The sequence below is a fragment of the Mucilaginibacter sp. McL0603 genome, assembly GCF_049992945.1.
Taxonomy (GTDB): domain Bacteria; phylum Bacteroidota; class Bacteroidia; order Sphingobacteriales; family Sphingobacteriaceae; genus Mucilaginibacter.
The window spans coordinates 1848302-1865476 of record NZ_CP188251.1; the positions used below are offsets into that span (position 1 = coordinate 1848302).

Annotated in this window: 19 protein-coding genes; 8 read left to right on the plus strand and 11 right to left on the minus strand. The window is 43.7% G+C overall.

Features of this window, described 5'->3' with window-relative positions:
• Window positions 1-45 precede the first annotated feature (45 nt).
• The 6 genes from ACPPVU_RS08530 to ACPPVU_RS08555 form a co-directional block, all read right to left on the minus strand.
• Window positions 46-1029 (minus strand): aldo/keto reductase, encoded by a 984-nt coding sequence (locus tag ACPPVU_RS08530; protein WP_426671267.1) that lies wholly within the window; start codon window positions 1027-1029, stop codon window positions 46-48.
• A 2-nt stretch (window positions 1030-1031) separates the two neighbouring features.
• A complete protein-coding gene (locus tag ACPPVU_RS08535) occupies window positions 1032-1445 on the minus strand; it encodes a (R)-mandelonitrile lyase (RefSeq protein WP_426671268.1) in 414 nt (137 codons plus the stop codon).
• 143 nt (window positions 1446-1588) lie between these two features.
• Window positions 1589-2179 carry a flavodoxin family protein gene (locus tag ACPPVU_RS08540; RefSeq protein ID WP_426671269.1) on the minus strand — a complete coding sequence of 197 codons (591 nt, stop codon included), beginning with the start codon at window positions 2177-2179 and terminating at the stop codon, window positions 1589-1591.
• 6 nt (window positions 2180-2185) lie between these two features.
• Window positions 2186-2695: a nuclear transport factor 2 family protein gene (locus tag ACPPVU_RS08545; RefSeq protein ID WP_426671270.1), complete on the minus strand. Its 510-nt coding sequence runs from the start codon at window positions 2693-2695 to the stop codon at window positions 2186-2188.
• A gap of 29 nt (window positions 2696-2724) precedes the next feature.
• Window positions 2725-3186 carry a cupin domain-containing protein gene (locus ACPPVU_RS08550; protein WP_426671271.1) on the minus strand — a complete coding sequence of 154 codons (462 nt, stop codon included), beginning with the start codon at window positions 3184-3186 and terminating at the stop codon, window positions 2725-2727.
• A 65-nt stretch (window positions 3187-3251) separates the two neighbouring features.
• Window positions 3252-4238, minus strand: coding sequence for an aldo/keto reductase (locus ACPPVU_RS08555; protein ID WP_426671272.1), 987 nt, complete (start codon window positions 4236-4238; stop codon window positions 3252-3254).
• Between the two features lie 158 nt (window positions 4239-4396).
• Between ACPPVU_RS08555 and ACPPVU_RS08560 the strand changes: the two genes are divergently transcribed.
• The 5 genes from ACPPVU_RS08560 to ACPPVU_RS08580 all read left to right on the plus strand — a co-directional run bounded on the left by ACPPVU_RS08560 (window position 4397) and on the right by ACPPVU_RS08580 (window position 9101).
• Window positions 4397-5293 (plus strand): helix-turn-helix domain-containing protein, encoded by an 897-nt coding sequence (locus ACPPVU_RS08560; protein ID WP_426671273.1) that lies wholly within the window; start codon window positions 4397-4399, stop codon window positions 5291-5293.
• A 140-nt stretch (window positions 5294-5433) separates the two neighbouring features.
• Window positions 5434-5904 (plus strand): (2Fe-2S)-binding protein, encoded by a 471-nt coding sequence (locus ACPPVU_RS08565; protein ID WP_426671274.1) that lies wholly within the window; start codon window positions 5434-5436, stop codon window positions 5902-5904.
• A complete protein-coding gene (locus ACPPVU_RS08570; RefSeq protein ID WP_426671275.1) occupies window positions 5901-6515 on the plus strand; it encodes a hypothetical protein in 615 nt (204 codons plus the stop codon). Before ACPPVU_RS08565 ends, ACPPVU_RS08570 begins: the two co-directional genes overlap by 4 nt.
• A 52-nt stretch (window positions 6516-6567) precedes the next feature.
• Window positions 6568-8724, plus strand: coding sequence for a molybdopterin cofactor-binding domain-containing protein (locus ACPPVU_RS08575; RefSeq protein ID WP_426671276.1), 2157 nt, complete (start codon window positions 6568-6570; stop codon window positions 8722-8724).
• 26 nt (window positions 8725-8750) lie between these two features.
• On the plus strand, window positions 8751-9101 hold the full coding sequence (locus ACPPVU_RS08580; protein WP_426671277.1) for a hypothetical protein: 351 nt from the start codon (window positions 8751-8753) through the stop codon (window positions 9099-9101).
• Window positions 9102-9311: 210 nt separating this feature from the next.
• Here the strand turns inward: ACPPVU_RS08580 and ACPPVU_RS08585 are convergent, their stop codons facing one another.
• Window positions 9312-10379 carry an SDR family oxidoreductase gene (locus tag ACPPVU_RS08585; RefSeq protein WP_426671278.1) on the minus strand — a complete coding sequence of 356 codons (1068 nt, stop codon included), beginning with the start codon at window positions 10377-10379 and terminating at the stop codon, window positions 9312-9314.
• 102 nt (window positions 10380-10481) lie between these two features.
• The gene (locus ACPPVU_RS08590) at window positions 10482-11048 is read right to left on the minus strand and encodes a Crp/Fnr family transcriptional regulator (protein ID WP_426671279.1); all 567 of its coding nucleotides are present in this window, start codon (window positions 11046-11048) and stop codon (window positions 10482-10484) included.
• Between the two features lie 381 nt (window positions 11049-11429).
• On the opposite strand from ACPPVU_RS08590, the gene ACPPVU_RS08595 reads away from it, so the two are divergent.
• Together ACPPVU_RS08595 and ACPPVU_RS08600 are read left to right on the plus strand one after the other, a co-directional pair.
• Window positions 11430-12713: an epoxide hydrolase family protein gene (locus tag ACPPVU_RS08595; protein WP_426671280.1), complete on the plus strand. Its 1284-nt coding sequence runs from the start codon at window positions 11430-11432 to the stop codon at window positions 12711-12713.
• 175 nt (window positions 12714-12888) lie between these two features.
• Window positions 12889-13470, plus strand: a complete 582-nt coding sequence (locus ACPPVU_RS08600; protein ID WP_426671281.1) for a PH domain-containing protein — start codon at window positions 12889-12891, stop codon at window positions 13468-13470.
• Window positions 13471-13554: 84 nt separating this feature from the next.
• On the opposite strand, the gene ACPPVU_RS08605 is transcribed toward ACPPVU_RS08600, so the two are convergent.
• From ACPPVU_RS08605 to ACPPVU_RS08615, 3 genes are all read right to left on the minus strand, one after another.
• The gene (locus tag ACPPVU_RS08605) at window positions 13555-14436 is read right to left on the minus strand and encodes a helix-turn-helix domain-containing protein (RefSeq protein ID WP_426671282.1); all 882 of its coding nucleotides are present in this window, start codon (window positions 14434-14436) and stop codon (window positions 13555-13557) included.
• A 3-nt stretch (window positions 14437-14439) separates the two neighbouring features.
• On the minus strand, window positions 14440-14853 hold the full coding sequence (locus ACPPVU_RS08610) for a DUF1348 family protein (RefSeq protein WP_426671283.1): 414 nt from the start codon (window positions 14851-14853) through the stop codon (window positions 14440-14442).
• Window positions 14854-15032: 179 nt separating this feature from the next.
• Complete coding sequence (locus ACPPVU_RS08615; RefSeq protein WP_426671284.1) at window positions 15033-15566, minus strand: carboxymuconolactone decarboxylase family protein; 534 nt, start codon at window positions 15564-15566, stop codon at window positions 15033-15035.
• A gap of 259 nt (window positions 15567-15825) precedes the next feature.
• Here ACPPVU_RS08615 and ACPPVU_RS08620 point away from each other — a divergent pair, with 259 nt between their 5' ends.
• Window positions 15826-17073, plus strand: coding sequence for a hypothetical protein (locus tag ACPPVU_RS08620; RefSeq protein ID WP_426671285.1), 1248 nt, complete (start codon window positions 15826-15828; stop codon window positions 17071-17073).
• The last annotated feature ends 102 nt before the right edge of the window (window positions 17074-17175 follow it).

A 17175-nucleotide genomic window follows, 5' to 3' on the forward strand; every position in this document is an offset into this window, starting at 1 on the left:
TGGCACAGGGAATAATTACATTTTTCATTTCAAATTAATCAGGTATCATTTGCCTACCCGTTGCTGCAAGTGTGCCGGATACCTGTCACCCTCGATAGTAATTTGGGAAGCGGCTTCTTCAATCATTCGAAGATCATTGGTAGTTAGCTTAATATCAGCTGCGGCCATGTTTTCCTGCAGGCGGTGTAATTTGGTAGTACCCGGAATTGGAACTATCCATGGCTTTTGAGCAAGCAGCCAGGCAAGTGCTATCTGTGCAGGAGTAGCATTTTTTTGCTCCGCGATTTTGCCAAGCAAATCAACCAAAGCCTGATTGGCTTTCCTTGCCTCTTCTGAGAAACGGGGCACAATATTGCGGAAGTCGGTACTGTCAAACTTAGTTTTCTCATTAATCGCTCCTGTCAGAAAGCCTTTGCCCAATGGACTGAATGGTACGAAACCGATACCCAATTCTTCAAGCGTTGGCATTAGCTTTTGCTCCGGCTCTCTCCACCATAGCGAATACTCGCTCTGAAGGGCGGCAACGGGCTGAACAGCATGAGCTCTGCGGATAGACTCTACACCTGCTTCGGACATCCCGAAGTGCTTTACTTTACCTGCTTTGATCAGCTCTTTTACTGTCCCGGCTACATCTTCGATAGGTATGTTCGGATCAACACGATGCTGGTAGAACAAGTCGATACGGTCGGTCCTCAGGCGTTTCAGTGAGGCATCAGCTACTTCCCTGATGCGCTCTGGTCTGCTGTCAAGCCCTGCTTGAGAGTCACTACCCAGAAAACCGAACTTGGTTGCGATCACCACCTGGTTGCGGAAAGGCTCCAAGGCCTCACCCAGCAAGATCTCATTTGCGAATGGGCCGTAAGCCTCCGCAGTATCAAAAAAAGTGACACCCATATCAAATGCAGCCCGGATCAGTTTTATACCAGCCTGTGTATCTACAGCCGGGCCGTAGCCAAAGCTCATTCCCATACAGCCTAATCCCATTGCTGAAACTTCCAGGCCACTTTTACCTAATTTTCTTTTTTCCATGGTTAAATTTCTTTTTTAAGAACACTGCTATATTGTTCATCTGATACATGTTCCATCCAGTCTACCGGGGAACCGTTCTGTTTTTCCTGTATAGCAATATGGCTCATTGCCGTAGTAGCAGAAGCGCCGTGCCAATGCTTTTCGTTCGGGAAAAAATATACCACATCTCCTGAGCGGATCTCCTGTTTTTCGTCACCTTCGCGTTGCACCCAGCCATACCCTGTGGTTACTATCAGTGTTTGACCCAAAGGATGGGTATGCCAGGCTGTACGCGCGCCAGGTTCAAAAGTAACCAGTGCCATTGCAACGCGGGACGGTTCTGGTGGATTGTTAAGCGGATCAATACGAACCGTCCCGGTAAAATATTGTGCGGGACCTTTTCCTGATGGCTGTGATCCGCTGCGTTTAATTTCCATATATAGCTTTACTTTATTATTGTCAACAGCATCCGGCTGTTTAAGTTTATAAAAACAAAGGTATCACAGCGAACCACAGAGTAGTTAATGATAATCAAGACTTTTAAGTTTTAAATCGTTTGTTTGCCTTTTTTACTAAACAGTTATTTCAGAAACTTTAATTTCTGCAACCATTTTTCTATTTCGTCTTGTGCCTGTTTTTCCTTTGCCCCCTCCATTACGAAATAAATCCCGTCTCTTTCTATCCCGCCTTTGGTTGAAAACCCTTCTAATATAGTGCTGTTGGGGCACAACTCCTTCACAGTCTGAAAACTACTACCGATTCCATAACCCGCGTTAGTATTAAATGGCACGATTGTTTTTCCGCTCAAATCATATTGTTTTAAAAAACTCTTAATTGGTGGCGGCAACTGCATATCCCAGGTTGGGAAACCTACAAACACAACATCATAGTTTTGAATGTCAATTTTTGTTTTTAAAGGTGGTAAATAACCTGTTTCATTTTCATTTACCACCTGTTTTACCGTTGCCTGGTAGTTTGCAGGATAAGGCTTTTGCAATTCAATTGGCACCAACGTTCCCCCTATATTGTTATGAATAATTTCCGCTATTGCCTTTGTATTGTTTGTGCGGGACAAATACACGATCAATATCTTTTTTGGAGATATGGATTGTCCGTTCGAGTATGCCGACATTATACACAAGCTAACCAGGAGAAGGATTGTTTTTTTCATTTGGCGTTAATGTTGGGGCTGTGCGGGTTGATTGCTGCTTTTCATTTTAACTGGCCTTAAAAGTGTTGAAAAAGTGAGGGAACCCATTTTCCATTTTCCATTTTCCTTTAGGTAAACCTCTGTCACCATAAAAGCATGCACGACTTCGTTGCCCCCGACTACTGCCAGCAAGTCGATGTCGTTTAACAAGATAGCAGTGTTACCAAAAATGTTTACAGACGCGCCATAAACTTCTGCTTTTTTATACCAGATAAAGCCGCCTTTAATGGTATTCAATTCTTGGGTCTTGCCCCAGCTACCACCCATATGGACGAATACACAATTCTCAGCAAACAAACCACCTAACGATTCAACGTTTTTATCTGACATCCATTTCCATTTTGTTTTGGAAAGATCAAGCAGTTCCTGTTCTTCTTTTGTAACGGTTGCACCTGGCGAGTTCGGCAGTTTAGCCTGAGCATGCAATAGCTGCACACTGGCTATGCACAATAACATGGCGATAATTGTTTTCTTCATGATTTTGAATTTTAAATTAGTTAATTGGTTTAATTCTTCGTGCTGTTGTATTCGGCATCGGTTACACGCTGCAGCCATTGCGTTTTATTTGTTGCGCCTTTTGTACTTACGGCGATGTAGGTGAATGCACTATTGGGAGCGGCCCCGTGCCAGTGCGGTACACCCGGCGCACATTTGATCACATCGCCTTTGTGGACGATTTGTATAGGCTTACCTTTTTCCTGATAATAACCGGTGCCGTCGGTGATCAATAGAATTTGTCCCGCAGGATGAATGTGCCAGTCTAATTTCGCACCTGGAGCAAAGGTTGCCGTAGCAATGTTGCAATCGATCGTACTGTCAGCCTTATTTAATTCTGTCAGCCAAACAGTCCCCGTATGATTATTAACTGTAGATATTTCACCTTTTGGGAAAATGGGCTCGTCCTGCGCCATTGCCTGCGTAAATGAAGCGGTAGATAATAAAATAATCAAATAAATTACTCTTTTCATGGTTTTCGCTTTAGGTGGCTATAATTACTTAGTCTTCTTTAAGCAGGTGTTTAATTTGAGTTACTTTACTTCCCAACCATCTTTTGCATGCTTTCAGGATAACGCGCTCCTTCAATTTCAATTTCCGCAACCGCATCGGCTATTTGAGCAAGATCTTCATTGCTCAACGCTATCTTAACAGCGCCTATGTTTTCCTCCAAACGGTGCAATTTTGTTGTTCCGGGTATGGGAACTATCCACGGTTTTTGCGCCAGCAGCCACGCTAATGCTATTTGTGCGGGGGTTGCTTCTTTTTCTTTTGCAATACTTGTAAGCAAATCTACCATTGCCTGATTGGCCTTGCGTGCCTCGGTTGAAAATCGGGGTACGGTGTTCCGGAAGTCGGTACTATCAAATTTAGTATCTTCATTAATAGCTCCCGTAAGAAAACCTCTGCCAAGCGGACTAAACGGGACAAAGCCTATTCCTAACTCTTCAAGAAGGGGTAGCATGTCTTTCTCAGGCTCTCTCCACCAAAGCGAATATTCGCTTTGTAAGGCTGCGACCGGCTGCACTGCATGCGCTTTGCGTATACTTTCCGCACCAGCTTCGCACATCCCGAAGTATTTAACTTTGCCTTCTTGAATTAAATCTTTAACGGTACCGGCCACATCTTCCATAGGCACATTCGGGTCTACCCGGTGCTGGTAAAACAAATCGATATAATCAGTTTTTAACCTTTTAAGTGATGCTTCGGCAACCTCCCTGATGCGTTTCGGGCTGCTGTCTAACACTGGTAACTCTTTAGGAACGCTCTTAAAACCGAATTTGGTTGCTATTACCAACTTGTTGCGGAATGGCTCAAGGGCCTCGCCCAGTAATTCTTCGTTGACAAACGGACCATAAGCTTCAGCAGTATCAAAAAATGTGACGCCACGCTCAACCGCCGCATGTAAAAGTTTTATGGCATCCGTTTTATTGGTTGCAGGCCCATAGCTAACGCTCAATCCCATACAGCCCAATCCAAGAGTTGATACTTCGAGGCCGCTTTTTCCTAATGTTCTATTTTTCATGTTTATATTTATTTCTTTTTGACAATACAAAGGTATTACCCCTTGTTTGCGCAGATGGTATACAGATTACGGATTGTTGAACCATTATTACTGATTAGGGGAACCTGCAAAGCAGAGCATCAATAAAATGGTAACTTTGAATAAATAAAATAATGAAGATGGATAAGCTGCTAAGATTCAATACCATTAGTGAGTATAATGCCTTTAACAATATTATAACCCGGCACCCTTTAGTTAGCGTAATCGATTTTTCAAAGGCTGATGAAAGGACCGGCTCGCGCATAAATGTTGGCTTTTACGCCATATTGTTAAAAGATGTGAAATGTGGCGATATTACGTATGGAAGACGCACTTACGATTACCAGGAAGGAACGCTTGTTTTCCTTGCACCGGGCCAGGTAGCAGGTATTGACAACAAAGGGGTTTTTTATCAGCCCAAAGGCCATGCTTTGGTATTTCATCCTGACTTGATACACGGCACCTCGCTTGGGCGGCATATACAGGACTATACCTTCTTCGGCTATCAATCAAACGAAGCGCTTCATTTATCGGAGCGCGAAAGGAGTATCGTTTTAGATTATTTTTCAAAAATTAACTACGAACTGGAACAATCTATTGACAAACACAGCAAAAGACTTATTGTAGCTAATATAGAATTGCTACTGGATTATTGTGTACGTTTTTACGACCGGCAGTTCATCACCCGCGACCATGTGCACAAAGGTGTTTTGGAAAGGTTTGAAAACTTATTGAATAATTATTTCGAGTCCGAAAAACCGCAAACGATCGGATTGCCTTCTGTTGCTTATTGTGCAGACGAACTTAATTTATCCCCAAACTATTTTGGCGACCTGGTGAAAAAAGAAACGGGCAAAACAGCCCAGGAGTATATACAATCCAAACTGATTGATATGGCCAAAGAAAAGATATTCGATACGAATAAAACCGTTAGTCAGATTGCTTACGAATTGGGGTTTAAATATCCCCAGCATTTTGCAAGGGTATTTAAGCAACGGGTCGGCCGTACACCTTTGGAGTTCAGGATGCTCAATTAACAGTAACTGAAAAGAAAAGCATTTTAGACAAATTTCTTGAAAACTTAACTTTTTGTTTGATTGTTGTTAACGATATACTAAATATCTTCCGATATTTATATTGGTTTTTAATGTAACTTTATTTACCAATTCATTCGCTTATGATCACCATTACAGTCAACGGGCAACGGCATGACATAGATGCTGACCCCAATATGCCTTTGCTTTGGGCCATTAGGGACATACTGGGCCTTACCGGTACAAAATATGGCTGCGGGGCGGCTCAGTGCGGTGCCTGTACCGTTCACCTGAACGGAGAATCCATACGGTCCTGCTGTACTAAAGTAAGTCGCGCGGCAGGCCAGCAGATCGTTACCATTGAGGGACTTTCTGCCAACAACAACCATCCTTTGCAACTGGCATGGAACGAATTGAATGTGCCGCAATGCGGTTATTGTCAGTCGGGGCAATTGATGTCGGCGGCGGTACTGCTTCGTGAAAACCCAAACCCGACGGATCAGGATATTGACGATGCGATGTCAGGCAACATCTGTCGCTGCGGAACCTATCAGCGTATCAGGGCAGCCATTCACAAGGCTGCAGACTTAGCGCGGGAGGGGGCCAAATCATGAAGAAACTGATCTTTTTAAGTATAGCGCTGGCGATGGCAAGCGTAGTGGTACTGTCTTTATCTTTCAAGCCAGAAACGGTAAGAAGGAAAGTCGATGCTACTGCGGCGAAAGACAGCGTAGGCTCTGTCAAAGCATTCAAGTTGGTTTATAAAGTGTTGATGAGCCCGCGGTGTATGAATTGCCACCCCTCAGGTGATGTGCCTTTGCAGGGCGACGATAGTCATCTGCATACCATGAATGTTAAAAGGGGAGTGGATGGGCATGGCGTTTATTCTATGCGCTGCAGCAATTGTCATCAGCCTGAAAATGATCCCGGCTTACATTTGCCTCCGGGTAATCCTAAATGGGCGCTGCCGCCTGCAAATATGCGGATGGTATTCCAGGGCCGTACACCCCGCCAACTGGCTTTACAGCTGCTCGATCCCAAACAGAATGGCGGGCGCACTAAAGCACAACTGATTGATCATATGGCAAATGATAGCCTGGTGGGTTGGGGATGGCATCCAGGCGTGGGCCGTACTTTGCCACCAATGAGCAGGAATGCTTTTGTTGCACAGGTACGTTTATGGATAGATAAAGGGGCTTATGCGCCGGGCGTAAAAGCAAAATAAAAAGATATTTAAGATAATCAGTCAGGCATATCTGGCTAAAACATCTGTGATTATGGAAACCAAAGAAATATCAAGAAGAAATTTCCTCAGAGTATCCGGCGTTGCCGGAACGGCTCTTTTTTTAGGCTTTTATTTTCCGGCAAGTGCAAAAAAAGGCGAGATTGTTACAGCAGCCGGGGCAGAAGGTTCAGGAGTTGAGATGAATGCCTGGATCATGATCGACACGGATGGCAAAGTGACGCTTACCGATCACCGGGCCGAGATGGGACAGGGTTCGTACCAATCAGTTCCGCAGATCATTGCAGAAGAATTGGAGGTTGATTTGAAAGATATCAATGTCGTTTTTGCCAAGGGTGACAATAAGAAATACGGAAGCCAGATCACAGGAGGTAGCTCCACTATCCGGGGTTCCTACAAAAAGTTATTGATGCTGAGCGCAACTGCGCGCCAGATGCTCGTTACAGCAGGAGCAAACAAGTGGAGCGTTCCGGCTTCAGAATGTTATGCCGAATCCGGTAACGTTATTCATAAGCCTTCCGGTAAGAAGTTTCATTATGGAGAGCTGGTTACCGATGCATCAAAATTGGAAGCACCTAAAAATGTTCAGCTCAAAAAAATATCAGAATATAAGTTGATCCGTAAGCCGCTTCAGCGGCTGGATACACCATTAAAAACCAATGGCGAAGCAATATTTGGCTTAGATAAAAAGCTGCCCGGTATGCTTTACGCTGCGGTAGAACGCAACCCGAGAATGCGCGGCAAAGTAAAAAGCTTTGATGATACGGCCGCAAAGAAAATCCCCGGCGTTAAACATGTTTTTAAGGTAGATATGGCTGTTTTTAATACCACCCGCGAAGGTGTTGTTGTGGTAGCGGATTCTACCTGGGCGGCTATTGAAGGAAAGAAAGCGTTGCGTGTGGAGTGGGATGATAGCGGCTTTGATCATGTGAATACCGCAGACATTTTTAAAAAGCACGAAGAGTTACTGAAAACACAGGAAGGCTTGTCCTACAAAACCCAGGGTGATCCGGATGGAGCACTTAAGCAGGCCGCAAAAACAATTGATGTGATCTACCAGACGCCCTATCAATCACATAGTTCGATGGAGCCGTTGAATTGCATTGCCCATTATCAGGGAGATAAAGTAGAGATATGGGGGCCAATACAGGCGCCTGACTGGATCCAGGCGGATATCAGTGGCAGGCTGAAGATACCGCAGGAAAATGTGATCGTTCATATGACTTTCCTGGGCGGAGGTTTCGGCAGGAAGGCATTTATGGACTATCCTCATGAAGCGGTGATGATATCAAAAGAGATTGGCGGGCCTGTGCAGGTGGTTTGGACAAGGGAGGATGATATGACGCAGGGACCCTATCGTGCAGGTATCTCTTATCGGGGCCAGGGTGCGATCACAGATGGCGTGGTCAGTGCTTTAAAATTCAAAATGGCGGGACAAAATATCGACCATTGGCAAAATGATAAAAGGGACAAGGCGAACGGCAGTACTTCAGAAGGCTTTCTGAAACCATATTTTGATAGTATAAAAAATATCAGCTTTGCTGATGTGCCCTATGAAATGCCGCTGCCTAACATGTGGTGGCGCTCGGTTTATGCATCAACAAATGGTTTTGCTTATGAGAGCTTTTTGAACGAAATGGCTGTGTTGGCCGGAAAAGACCAGCTCGACTTCCGCAGGCAATATTTAAAGGATGACAGGTGTCAAAAGTTGATTGACAAAATGGAAGAAGTATCGGGGTGGAAATCGAGAGAGAAGAATGGTGGGTATGGTGTGGCTATTACGGAGTGTTTTAGCAGCACCGTTGGGCAGGTAGTTAAGGTTTCCCGGCATGCTGATGGTAAAGTTAAAATTGACCAGGTTTGGGCAGTGATGGATTGCGGCTGGTACGTAAATCCGGATATTATAAAAGCGCAGGTAGAAGGCTCTATTGTAATGGCTTTAGGTGCAGCTACTATGCATGAAATTACCTTTAAAGATGGATTGGTAGAGCAAAAGAATTTCTATAACTACCTGATGCCGCGAATGAGTGACGTGCCACCGATTGAAGTACATGTTATGGAAAATGATGCGGATGCAGGAGGGGTAGGAGAACCGGGCCTGCCGCCATTTACGCCCGCACTGACAGACGCCATTTTTGATTTAACCGGAAAACGCATCAGAAAGCTTCCATTTAATTTGAATGCGGTTTAGGGAGATCAAAGGCTGTATATTAGTCTATGGACGAAATAAAACCGTATATACAGGGTGTCAGGATAACTCGCCAGGATAACGGCACATATCATTTAATTTTAGTGACCTTAAATGATATGTGGGCTGATGTTTTGCTGCATACTTTAGGCGACAAAGTAGTATTAAAGTACACCTACGATGGCTACGACATCACCTTTTACCTTGTGTTCGAACTTCCTCATATCGATAAGATGTTTAGCGTACCTGTCAATGCATCATCCGAAACAAAAAAATGGCTGGAATGGATAGATGAAAAAACGGTTACTGCCGTCCGGGTGGCTTATCGGGATGGGAAAGGAGGGGTGGTGCCTTTTGGGAAACCGGTTGGGTTAAGTTAATAGCGCTTAGATATTTGATTCGCTTTTGCCTTTGTGAGTGGGAAACTACAGGAGTTCGGAAGATAGATAAAACAAAGAATTGTCATTCTGAGCGAGAGCGAAGAATCTTCTTCATCAGGACTTTACGGTGAAAAGTATAGCGCATACTTAGTAAACGCAGAAGATTCTTCACTACGTTCAGAATGACAAAATGCATAGAAGGTAAAAATGTTATGGTATTAAATGGTCCGCGCGCAATTGTTCAAACAGATCGTAAAATGATTCGTCTGTTTTTTGGAAAATAGTAAACCAAAGTTTGCGGCTTTTTGACATATCGGTCATTACTTCAATCGGTCTCCCTAAATCAAGATCGGTATGCCACGGTGATGCCAGGCGACTTAGACGCGGTTCTTTCAAATGATATTTCTCAGCAATCTGTTGCCAAAGGGCATCATCATTTGCTATTTCTCTTTCGAGCGGATGGATAGTGCCGTCAAATCCTGCTGCCTCCACTCCGAAGTAAGCAGCCAGTTGTTTCCATAACCAGCTCCAACGGAAAACATCGCCGTTAACCACATTAAATGCTTCGTTCCGGGCAGATGCCGTTGTGGATGCCCAGATCAGGTGTTCTGCCAGTACCCGGGCGTCTGTAACGTCCGACAATCCATTCCATTGTGCTGCTGAGCCCGGCCAGGTAAATGGCCGGCCTGTTTCCTTACAAATTGTGGCATACACGGCCAAAGTGGTGCCCAGGTTCATCATATTGCCTACGGCCTTCCCGATAACGGTATGCGGCCGGTGAATGCTCCAGCTGAAACCATCACGGGCGGCAGCTGCGTACACCTCATCTTCCTGGGCGTAGTAGAAGTTCTCAATATCCAGCCTTGGATGCTCTTCCCTTAAAGGGGTTTCGGGTAAAAATCCTTCTTTGGCATAGGCTTCAAAAGGGCCGAGGTAATGTTTTAAGCCGGTTACTAGGGCAACGTGCTGGACGGAATGTTTTTCAGATAATACGTCTAACAAGTTTCGAACCATCAGGCTGTTGACCCTGATATTCTCCGCTTCTGTTTCGTTACGCATCCAACTGGTAATATAAACGTGTGTTGGGGAAACTTCCGCCAATGCTAATCTAAGGCTGTCTGCATTTAACAGGTCTGCCGAAATTGGCCTGAGGTCTTTAATTTCATGGTTAGGATTACGGGCTAAACCGTACGTTACCCATCCTGCGGAGATCAGCTTTTCGGCAAGATTGCTGCCAGTAATACCACTTGCCCCAACCACTAATGCTATTTGATTCATGATGTTATGCTTCAGAATTGTTTTTTGACTGGTACAAAGTTCGCTAACTTATAACCGGTAGTATAGGACATACCTCACAAAAAAAGTGTGAGGTATATCACATTAATGCTCCACCATCCGGCTTAGTGTTTCCCGTGATATTCCTAAATAAGAAGCGATGAGTGCTTTGGGTAGCCGCTGTGAAAGTTGAGGATATAACTGCAAAAATTGATCATAGCGTTCTTTGGCAGTTTGACTCATTAAAGATTGAATACGCTTTTGTAAGGCGATGTATCCAGCCTGCGTTTTTTTTCTGAAGAAGTACTCCATTTTTCTTGACTCTGCACAAAGCTTCTCCCGGTTTTCTAAAGAGATGGCATAGACCTGGGTGTCTTCCAGGCAATCTATATTTAAGGTTGCGTTAAGGCCATTATGATATGCCTGGGGATCAGAAATCCACCAGTCTTCCATTGCAAACTGCAAAATATGGACTTTACCCGTCTCATCTAAATAGAATGATTTTAACAGCCCTTTAACAACAAAATGATCGTTGGGAGCGGGGTTGCCTGCCTGCAAAACATATTGGTGCTTCCTGAACGATTTTGCGAAAAAGTGAGACAATGCAAATTGAAACTCTTCGTCTGTTAGCTTTACGATCTTTTCTATCTGTTTCCTTAAAATTTCTTTCACAACATGCTGTAAATGCCAGGCAAATTTAGTGAATGTCTATATGGTCTTCTTAACCCCAAAATCATATTATGAAGGATATATATTCCCAAATAATAATGATGAAGACTGTTCCCTCTTTTTTGAAAATAAAGATCATTTTGACAATCAAATGCCTGTCTTTTGCGGGATCTATTCACATCACAGCATTGTTTGTTTTTTTAAGGAGTTCATGAAGGCTTCGCCGTTTAGGCGAGGCCAACAGATAAGGAGCTTATATCGAACTAAAGTTTATTTAAGGCACAAAGAGATGAAAGCCCGAAATGGCTTGAGTGCGGACCGGGTTACTGCCAATCTTAAGCGGAATAATTTACCATTTGATATAAACATTAAAATTTAAAAACAATGAAAATAAACAGACGAACTCTTGCCAGTACAATTATCATAGGTATTACCGGGCCCTTTGTCCTGTTTGCCGCACCGGGCTTCGCACAAACCACAGATAACAAAAGCTCCGATGCAATTCGCCCATTCCATGTAAACATTCCGCAAAAAAAGCTCGATGATCTCAAACGCCGGATCTTAGCAACGGAGTGGCCCGAACGCGAGACTGTTAACGATCAATCGCAGGGCGTGCAGCTTGCCACTATGCAGGCACTGGCGAAATACTGGGCAACAGAATATGACTGGCACAAGTGTGAAGCGAAACTGAAGGCCTTGCCGCAATTCGTCACCACGATCGATGGACTTGACATTCATTTCATTCACGTTCGTTCTAAAAATAAAAATGCGCTGCCAATTATCATCTCACACGGTTGGCCAGGCTCTATCATTGAACAGATGAAGATCATTGCCCCGCTCACTGATCCTGTTGCCTATGGCGGAAAGGCGGAAGATGCTTTTGATGTCGTTATTCCATCACTGCCGGGCTATGGTTTTTCGGGCAAGCCGAATGCTACGGGCTGGGATCCGCAACATATTGCACGGGCGTGGATAGTGCTGATGAAACGCCTCGGATATACGAAGTTTGTAGCGCAGGGCGGTGATTGGGGTAATGCCGTTACTGAACAAATGGCCCTGCTGGCTCCACCCGAATTGATTGGCATTCATACCAATATGCCCGCCACAGTTCCGGCCTATGTTGCCAAAGCACTCCAATTCAACGATCCGCCACCATCCGGCTTCTCAGCTGATGAAAAACATGCGTGGAATCAGCTCGACTTTTTTTACAAGCACGGCCTGGGTTATGCTAACGAGATGGCGAACCGGCCACAAACGTTGTACGGCATACAGGACTCACCTATTGGCATGGCCGCCTGGATGCTTGACCATGACGGAGTCAGCCTTGCGCTCATGACACGCGTTTTCAACGGTCAGTCTGAGGGCTTGACCCGGGACGACATTCTTGACAACATTACGCTCTATTGGTTAACGGGTAGTTCAATTTCTTCCGCACGTCTCTATTGGGAAAGCAAGCTTGCCTTCTTTGCTCCGAAGGGTATCACCATACCGGTTGCGGTAACCGCCTTCCCTGATGAGCTTTATCAAGCCCCGAAAAGCTGGACAGAAAAGGCATACCCCAAACTTATCTATTATAACAAGGTCGACAAAGGCGGCCACTTCGCGGCATGGGAACAACCTAAAATTTTTGTTGATGAAATGCGGGCGAGTTTCAAATCACTTCGGTGATTTCACAACCGTAAGAATATTAGATTAAGGAAAAAGGGATGTGATATCAAATCATGTCCCTTTTTTGGTCTCTCACTAGCCCATAATATAGCAGACGGTTTTGTTGGTGACACCAACAAAGGCGGTATCAGCAACAAAGCTGAAAAATCATTATCTTGCATTAAATATCAAATAAATGCCTTTCCTAGATCCTTATGCAAAAGAAGATCTGTCAATAGAGCTCTTCAATGGCGAAACGTTATTATGGGCTGCTCAACCTAACCCCGGTTTTATTTTCAGAATACATGATCTGTTTTTGACGCCCTTTGGAATCGTTTTGATTGCGTTTGGCTCCTTTTGGCTATCCGTTCTTAACTCTGGCATTTTTTTTCTAATCGTACCCGGACTGTTTTTGGTATTTTTTGGTATTTTTTTGGCGGCAGGCCGCTATTTTTATGATAAGAGGTATAGAGAAACCGCAGCATATGGAATTACCGGACAAAGAATAATTATCAAATCTGGTGTGTTATCGAAACGTGTCTATTCTTTCGCAATTCAGACAATAAAAGAAATAAGTTTTACAAAGGGAAAAAATAAGAGCGGTACAATTATCATTGGACCGAAGGTTTCGGGTCGATATACTATCGGCCCAGGCAACACTTGGTCGTTAGGTGTCCCAAATTTGATGGAAGAAATTGAAGATGTAAAAAATGTTTATGATTTAATATTTGAGGTTCGTAAGAAGATGAAAGCCGAAAGGTACAATGTTGAATTCTGAGGATTATTATAAATTAATCAAATTAACTAAACTTCATTTCTCGTCTGTACCGGGGATTGAAAATCCGTATTAACAATCGATCGCTCAAACCTCCGCTTTTGCAAATCCCACTGTCTCCCGATATAACTGCGGCGATACATCAGCATTATTTTTAAAAAAACGGCTGAAATAGAACTCGTCATTAAAGCCCAGTTCGTAAGCGATGGATTTTACAGGTTTTGAGGTGAGATATAATTCGCGTTTGGCTTCTATTACAATTCGCTCGGCTATCATGTTGGTCAGCGTTTTGTTGAAATGGTTGCGGGTGATCTTAGCTAATGCCTTCGGCGATATATTGAGCAGATCGGCATAGTCGGCAGGGGAGTGCTTGGTTTTAAAGTTTTCTTCTATCGCATCCTTTAGATTTTGTAATACAAAAGGTTCTTTCAGGCCTGAAATGTCTACCGGAACCAATGGACTTTGTTCTATACGCAGGCGCGACCCGTTAATCAGGAATATTTTGAGATAGGATACCAAAAGCTCATACTGGGCCAGCGCAGGGTTCTGCATTTCGACCTGCATCTGCTCTACAATATTTAAAAACCCAGCTACATCCTTGTCTGCCAGCTTAATAAAAGGCGGCTGATAAATATTGTTGAATAAAACGCCATTGCAGGCCACCTCTTTCTGGTGCAGGTGTATACAGAAGAAATCGGGGTGAAAGTTGAGCACGATCCCGCTCATATTCTCACTCTCGCTAACCATATATGGCTGATAAGGTGAAAAACCCATCATAGTTGGCGAGGAAAAGTCGTAAGATGAAAAGTCCGACTTTAGTTTTCCGCTGCCGGTCAGATTAATGATGATACTGTAATAATTATTGCGCTGCACATGGTCGAACGGACAATTGTCGTTATAAGAGAAAATCTTAAATGCCAGGTTGCCATTTTTGGGGTCGACCAGTGTGAGCGGTTTTTGTGTTTGCATGGCTTATTTGAGCTTCCTGTCAGCTTCTTTTATCGGTAGATCGTTTATGCTGGCAAAGCGTTTCTGCATGTAGCCGTCTTCATCAAACTCCCACAACTCGTTGCCATAACTGCGGTACCAGTTGCCAGAGTCATCGTGCCACTCATACTCAAACCTTACAGCCATGCGGTTGTCTTTGAAGCCCCAAAGTTCTTTCTTTAGTTTATAATCCAGTTCTTTTGCCCATTTGCGTTTCAGGAAGGCTATAACTTCTTCGCGCCCGTTGATAAACTCGGTGCGGTTGCGCCATTCGGTATCTATTGTATAGGCTAAGGCCACACGTTCTGCATCGCGGGTATTCCACGCGTCTTCGGCTGCCTGTACTTTCTGCAAAGCAGTTTCCATGTTAAACGGGGGGATCGGAAATCTTTTTTCCATGGCTATTATTTTTTGGGGTGATGAGTGAATCAAAGATAGATCAATGCTTTGCTTAGTTGGGTTGGTTTGATGTCAAATTAATAACCCCGTAAGCCTCACCCCAACCCCTCTCCAAAGGAGAGGGGCTTTTTCTTTTTTTAAGTCCTCTCCTTTGGAGAGGATTTAGGTGAGGCTAAATATTAAATCACCGGTGCCAAAGGAAAATCAACCGGGATATCAGTCAGATTGTGCAGATAGTTCATAATGGTTTTATCGCCAATAAGAATAATTACATCTACCAGGTTGCCTTCATTATAGCCTGCGGCGAAAAAGTTATCTACCAAAGCACTGTCGGCTTTACCCCGGTTTTCGGTAATGTTTTTTGCAAGTTTTACCAAAGCATCCAGTTTGGCATCGAATGAAGCACCGCCTTTGCGGATCCCAATGATCTGATCATCAGTAAGGCCATTCATTTTGCCAATAACGGTGTGGGCGCTCTGGCAATAGGTACAGCCGTTTACCTGGCTTACTATTAGGTTAACCGCTTCTTTTTCTTTAGCGCGTAAAGAGGTTTTACCGCTTTGCAAACCTACATAATTGGCTAAGCCGTTTTCTGAATATGCCATGGTTGCATACAGGTTTGGCACCATGCCAATTGCTTTTTTAAGGTTATCGAAAATTGCTTTGTTGGTTTCTGATACTTGTTCTCTTGTTGGTACTGCGAAAGTTTTCATGATCTCTATTTTTTAAATTTTGTCTTTTGTTTTGACAGATCAAAGTTGCAGCGTTTTGCCACCCTAAAGAATGGATGATAGGAGCAAGGGCATGGACAATTTTCCCTTAGCTATGCAGATAGCTATATTACCCCAATGTTGCTTACAAGTAAAAGAATTGTTTTAAGGTGCAGCAGTTTTTTTTACTTAATATAAAACTTTAATATTGCGCCGATGGTCTTATTGTAAGGCCATATTATAATATTCCCGGAATCTTATTATGAAGCGTGTTTTCGCTATAAGCGTTATGTTTTTTTTATTAATAGCTTTTAGCGAAGGCCTTTATGCACAAGAAAAACAGCTAATCCCGATAACCCGATACCCCAAAAAGGATACGCTGGCTAAAGTGACTACAGACACTGCAGCCGAAAAAGATTTTAATGACCTGATAGGCGCTATTTTCACCAAAAACTATAAACCCGCTAAAACAGATACAATTGGCCCCAAGCCTATTATTTCGTTTATACCGGCGGTGGGGTATTCACTGCAAACAAAGTTTGCGGCTACAATTACAGGGAATATAGTTTTCCGGACTACTCCTACTTCAAAAGTATCTGCCATAACTACCAGCATGGGTTTTACGCAACGTAAGCAATTTACCTTGCCTATTGTGTCTACTATCTGGACAAAAGACAATAAATATGTATTTATGGGTGACAGCCGGTTTTACATATATCCGCAAAGCACCTACGGTTTGGGCAGTAATTCAAATATAAATGATGAAGACCCTATGAAGTATAATCTGCTTCGTATATCCGAGGTAGTATTAAGAAAGGTCGTAGGGAACTTTTACCTTGGTGGGGGTTACAAATTACAGCAACACTGGAACATTACCCATGAAGGGCCGTTGAATGGGGCACCATCTGATTTTGAGGCCTACGGCGCAGCTTCGCACACCACATCATCCGGCATAAGCCTGAATGCCCTTTTTGATAGCCGCGATAATTCTGTAAATTCATCAAAAGGGTTTTATGCTGCAATTCAATATTATGATTATAAAAAGTTTTTAGGCAGTACAAATAACTGGCAATCCATCGTGATCGACCTGAGAAAATACTACCGCTTTCCGGGAGCATCTGATAATGTGATCGCGTTCTGGTTTTACGAATGGTTAACGCTGGATGGGCACCCGCCGTACCTTGATCTGCCAAGTACCTCATGGGATACCTACTCTACCACCGGCAGGGGCTATATTCAAAGCCGTTTCCGCGGGGCCCAAATGGTATACGCCGAAGCAGAATACCGGTTTAAGATCACCCGGAACGGATTTATTGGTGGCGTTGCATTTTTGAACGGTCAATCATTCTCAGCAGAACCCGGCTCTAAATTAGAGTCGATACAGCCCGGTTTTGGTCCAGGGTTACGGATAAAATTAAGCAAGGTATCCAATACCAACCTCGATATCGACTACGGCTTCGGCAACCAGGGCTCACGTGGATTGTTTTTGACGGTGGGTGAGGTGTTTTAATTTGCAAATTCGAAAGATATCTTTTATCGTTTAGTTGCTGTATTTGCAATGATTTTTTGCCCATAAGTAAAGCTATAAGTTTACTTTTATAAGTTAAAAGTA